This is a genomic window from Methylophaga sp. (assembly GCF_965655755.1).
Taxonomy (GTDB): Bacteria; Pseudomonadota; Gammaproteobacteria; order Nitrosococcales; family Methylophagaceae; genus Methylophaga.
This window is the reverse complement of sequence record NZ_CBFHHW010000005.1, coordinates 103,021-107,620: the sequence shown is the minus strand read 5'-3', so window position 1 is coordinate 107,620 and position 4,600 is coordinate 103,021. Positions and strand designations below refer to the sequence as shown.

The window sequence follows — 4,600 nt, the reverse complement described above, 5'->3', positions numbered from 1 at the left end:
GATCACTCCGACTGTCTGCTGCAATCTGACGAATATTATCGACGTCTTGCAACACGCGTTCTGCCATTGCAATAACTGATTCACCCACGGGGGTAATACCTGTAAGGCGTTTGCCGTGTCGCTCGAAGATTTGCAGACCCAGCTCTTCTTCTAGCTGATGAACCTGATTACTTACCCCTGGTTGAGAGGCATGCAGTGCATTGGCAGCAGAAGAGATACTCAAACCGCGTCTGGCTATCTCACGAACATATTTGAGTTGTTGTATCTTCATGACTTTATATCTTTTCGTTATAACGATAGTAGATAATATTCGTTGATAGAATATTACGCTTTGGTAAACTTGTCAGCTTTCTCGTAACTAGCAGGCGATCATCCAAGATGGAATGGGGCTTTATACTGGCAGGCTTATTTGTCGGCATTATGGTTGGTATGACCGGTGTTGGGGGTGGCTCATTGATGACGCCGATCCTCATCTTCGGTTTTTCAATTCAGCCTGCTATTGCCGTGGGTACCGATTTACTTTTCGCTGCCATTACCAAGTCTGGTGGTATCTGGGCTTATTGGCGTCACAACGTGGTCAAATGGAATGTGGTGGCACGATTAGCGGCAGGCAGCTTGCCTGCGACGTTAGTGACATTGTGGGTGATGAGTGCAACCGGAATGCATGAAGGTCAGCATAACGATTTGATAACGAAAGCATTAGGTATCGCATTGATTTTGACATCCAGTGCCTTGCTGTTAAAAAGTTGGATTGGTCGCCTGCTTCGAACTCAAGAAGGACATCCTGTCGTTAATGCCTTGTATAGCTTGCGTCAGGACGAGGGCCATAAAGCGATTTTCACTGTGGTAACGGGAGCCTTTTTAGGTGTGATGGTGACGCTGTCATCAGTTGGTGCAGGTGCGCTGGGTGCCGTTATTCTATTGTTTCTCTACCCGCGTATGAAAGGGGTAGAGATTGTTGCAACGGATATTGCTCATGCGGTACCACTGACTTTTGTCGCTGGGCTGGGACACTCAGCTGTCGGTACGGTTGACTGGTCATTGTTATTATATTTATTAGCTGGCTCATTGCCGGGAATCGTGATTGGCAGTTTTCTGGGAGTCAGAATCTCTGACGAGATAATGCGACCCTTGTTGGCGATTATCTTAGTACTGGTAGGTATTAAGTGCCTGTTTTAACACTGCCGCTTGATTTGACCTTATATGGTTGCCCCATGCACTACATTAAGGCCAGAGAAGCGATTAGGAATATGGCGCTTGAACAGGATATCGAGCTTGTGGTGAATAAAGGCGATGCCGTCACCGAAATGTTAAATAGTCTGCGTCAGGATGGCCAGCAATGTGAACTCACATCAGAAGATGTGCTGACCACAACGATCCTTGTGAGAAGAAAAAAATGAGTGAAATACAAGAAGCACGTGCCGCTAAGGTTGATGCCGCCATTGCGGTATTAAAAGATATCGAACAGCAATACTCGCCTGCTATTCTGGCTTCAAGCTTTGGCGCCGAAGATATGGTGTTAATGGACTTGATTTGTAAACATGCGCCGGGTATTGAGATTTTCACTCTGGACACGGGCCGTTTGCCAAAAGAAACCTACGATCTGATGCAGCAGTTGACATCGCACTATGATAAAAAAGTGCAGGTGTTTTTTCCTGATGCGGCAGAGATTGAAGAATTTGTTACCACTAACGGGCCAAATGCATTTTATGACAGTGTTGAATTGCGTAAACAATGCTGTGGCATTCGGAAAGTGGCACCACTGAAACGTGCTTTAACAGATAAGAAAGCATGGTTAACCGGTATGCGTCGTTCGCAGTCTGTTACCCGGGCGGAATTACCTGTTTCTGAGTGGGATGCAGATCATGGCCTGCAAAAGTTCAGTCCGTTAACTGACTGGTCAAATGGTGATGTATGGGCTTACATCAAGGCATTTGATGTGCCTTACAACGCATTACATGATGAGGGCTATGCCAGTATTGGTTGTGCCCCCTGTACCCGAGCTATCGCAATGGGCGAAGATATTCGTGCCGGACGTTGGTGGTGGGAAGACCCTGAAAATAAAGAGTGCGGTTTGCATGTCAAATCTACCTAATAGAGAAAGAGAAATGACTGAAAAACAATTAACACACCTTAAACAGCTGGAAGCGGAAAGTATTCATATCATTCGTGAAGTAGCGGCTGAGTTTGAAAATCCTGTGATGCTGTATTCCATCGGCAAAGACTCAGCGGTCATGCTGCATCTTGCAATGAAAGCCTTTGCGCCGGGGAAACCACCGTTTCCATTAATGCACATTGATACCACCTGGAAGTTTAAGGAGATGGTCAAATTCCGTGATGAGAAGGCCAAAGAGCTGGGTCTTGATCTGATTGTTCATACCAATGAGGAAGGCAGAGAGGCTGGTATCAATCCATTTGATCATCCGCGATATACCGACATCATGAAAACGGATGCCCTTAAAGCAGCGTTAGATAAATATGGTTTCGATGCGGCATTTGGTGGTGCTCGTCGTGATGAAGAAAAATCACGTGCAAAAGAACGTGTTTACTCTTTCCGTGACAAAAAGCACCGTTGGGACCCTAAAGCGCAACGTCCTGAGTTATGGAATATCTATAACAGTAAAGTTAACAAAGGCGAAAGTATTCGCGTTTTCCCATTATCCAACTGGACCGAGCTGGATATCTGGCAATACATTTACCTTGAACAGATTCCAATTGTTCCGTTGTATTACGCAGCAGAGCGTCCGGTAGTCGATTACAACGGCCTGACCATTATGGTTGATGATGACCGTATGCGTATTCCAGAAGGCCAAGAACCAAGAATGGAAAAAGTCCGTTTCAGAACCTTGGGCTGCTATCCATTGACCGGTGCGGTCAAATCAGAGGCAGACACTTTGCCTGAAATCATTCAGGAAATGTTATTAACGACGACCTCAGAACGCCAGGGTCGAGCTATTGACCACGATGAAGCGGGTTCTATGGAGAAGAAAAAACAAGAGGGTTACTTCTAAAATGAGTAATGAAAGTTCATATCAATCTGATAGCTTGATCGCTACCGATATTGAGGCCTATCTGAAACAGCATGAAAACAAGGAAATGCTGCGATTTCTAACCTGCGGTAATGTTGATGATGGTAAAAGTACTCTGATCGGACGTTTGCTGCATGATTCTAAAATGATCTATGAAGATCAATTGGAAGCGGTAACGCGTGACAGTGTGAAATCCGGTACTACCGGTGAACAAGTGGATCTGGCGTTGCTGGTTGATGGTCTGCAAGCTGAGCGTGAGCAGGGTATTACCATTGACGTTGCTTACCGTTATTTCTCAACGACCAAACGTAAATTTATTATTGCGGATACACCAGGTCATGAGCAGTACACCCGTAATATGGCGACTGGTGCTTCAACCTGTCAGTTGGCGGTCATTCTGATTGATGCCCGTTATGGTGTACAGACACAAACCCGTCGTCACAGTTTTATTGCTTCTCTGCTGGGCATCAAGCATGTCGTGGTTGCCATCAATAAGATGGATTTGATGGATTACAGCGAAGATGTCTTTAATGATATTCGTGAAGCTTACAGCGAGTTTTCACAACAGCTGGAATTGGAAGATATCCGCTATGTACCCATGTCTGCTTTAGTTGGCGACAATGTCGTTAATAAAAGCGAAAACATGCCTTGGTATGATGGTGATACTTTGATGAATATTCTGGAAAATGTTGAAGTCGCAAGCGATCCCAACTTCGATGATATGCGATTCCCGGTCCAGTATGTTAATCGCCCTAACCTCAATTTCCGAGGTTATTGTGGCACGCTGGCGTCAGGTATCTTGAAACCTGGCGATGACATAACCGTGCTACCGTCAGGTAAAGAGAGCAAAGTCAAAGCCTTGGTCACCTATGATGGTGATCTGGATCATGCTGTGCCCGGAGAGGCGTTGACGGTAACATTAGATGACGAAATTGATGTCAGTCGCGGCGATATGATTGTTCACAGTAATCATCATCAGCCTCATGTCTCCAGCCAGTTTAAAGCGATGGTCGTGTGGATGACTGAACAGCCTCTGGCAGCAGGTAAACAATACAGCATAAAGGTTGGTGTAAGTGAGAGTACTGGTTCTCTGACAGGCATTGATTACCAAATTGATGTGAATACGCTAAAACAGAACGATGTCAGTGAATTGAAACTTAATGAAATTGGTCTGTGTGAGTTCTCTCTAAATAAACCGGTTGTGTTCGATAACTATAAACGAAGCCGTCTTACCGGTTCATTTATCATTATTGACCGGCTAACGAACGTTACGATTGGTGCCGGTATGATCACAGATGCCGTATCAGGTAGTCATGAAGTCGTACCTGAAGGTGAGTTCTCCGCGTTTGAGCTCGAACTCAATGCCCTTATTCGTAAACACTTCCCTCACTGGGATGCGAAAGATTTAAGTCAACTATTCAATTAAAATCTTCCACGCCGGCCTTGTACTCCAAGGCTGGCGTTTTTATTTCATCACTGTTTTTCCTGTCATCCCAGCTAAGCTTTCAGAGTGATTCATCTCTCTGGATTCTGCCTTTCTTTGATTGACTTTTTCTGCCTGTAATATCTCA

At 45.2% G+C, this 4,600-nt stretch carries 6 protein-coding genes; 5 read left to right on the top strand and 1 reads right to left on the bottom strand.

The features are described from left to right. On the bottom strand, positions 1–271 hold a 271-nt coding region (locus ACTF5U_RS03400), incomplete at its 3' end, for a LysR family transcriptional regulator (protein ID WP_438970231.1). 107 nt (positions 272–378) lie between these two features. Here ACTF5U_RS03400 and ACTF5U_RS03395 point away from each other — a divergent pair. From ACTF5U_RS03395 to cysN, 5 genes are read left to right on the top strand one after another with little or no spacing between them, the layout of a single operon-like run. After that, on the top strand, positions 379–1,179 hold the full coding sequence (locus tag ACTF5U_RS03395; RefSeq protein WP_438970230.1) for a sulfite exporter TauE/SafE family protein: 801 nt from the start codon (positions 379–381) through the stop codon (positions 1,177–1,179). Next, a complete protein-coding gene (locus ACTF5U_RS03390; protein WP_438970229.1) occupies positions 1,167–1,400 on the top strand; it encodes a sulfurtransferase TusA family protein in 234 nt (77 codons plus the stop codon). Before ACTF5U_RS03395 ends, ACTF5U_RS03390 begins: the two co-directional genes overlap by 13 nt. Further along, complete coding sequence (locus ACTF5U_RS03385) at positions 1,397–2,095, top strand: phosphoadenylyl-sulfate reductase (RefSeq protein WP_438970228.1); 699 nt, start codon at positions 1,397–1,399, stop codon at positions 2,093–2,095. Before ACTF5U_RS03390 ends, ACTF5U_RS03385 begins: the two co-directional genes overlap by 4 nt. 13 nt (positions 2,096–2,108) lie before the next feature. Further along, the gene (cysD, locus tag ACTF5U_RS03380) at positions 2,109–3,011 is read left to right on the top strand and encodes a sulfate adenylyltransferase subunit CysD (protein ID WP_438970227.1); all 903 of its coding nucleotides are present in this window, start codon (positions 2,109–2,111) and stop codon (positions 3,009–3,011) included. 1 nt (position 3,012) lies between these two features. Beyond that, the gene (gene cysN, locus ACTF5U_RS03375) at positions 3,013–4,455 is read left to right on the top strand and encodes a sulfate adenylyltransferase subunit CysN (RefSeq protein ID WP_438970226.1); all 1,443 of its coding nucleotides are present in this window, start codon (positions 3,013–3,015) and stop codon (positions 4,453–4,455) included. The last annotated feature ends 145 nt before the right edge of the window (positions 4,456–4,600 follow it).

What these genes read in the sequence shown, in the direction of transcription:
- ACTF5U_RS03395 (WP_438970230.1), top strand. Translation starts at nt 379, where the DNA reads ATGGAATGGGGCTTTATACTGGCAGGCTTATTTGTCGGCATTATGGTT.
- ACTF5U_RS03385 (WP_438970228.1), top strand. Translation starts at nt 1,397, where the DNA reads ATGAGTGAAATACAAGAAGCACGTGCCGCTAAGGTTGATGCCGCCATT.
- cysD (WP_438970227.1), top strand. Translation starts at nt 2,109, where the DNA reads ATGACTGAAAAACAATTAACACACCTTAAACAGCTGGAAGCGGAAAGT.
- cysN (WP_438970226.1), top strand. Translation starts at nt 3,013, where the DNA reads ATGAGTAATGAAAGTTCATATCAATCTGATAGCTTGATCGCTACCGAT.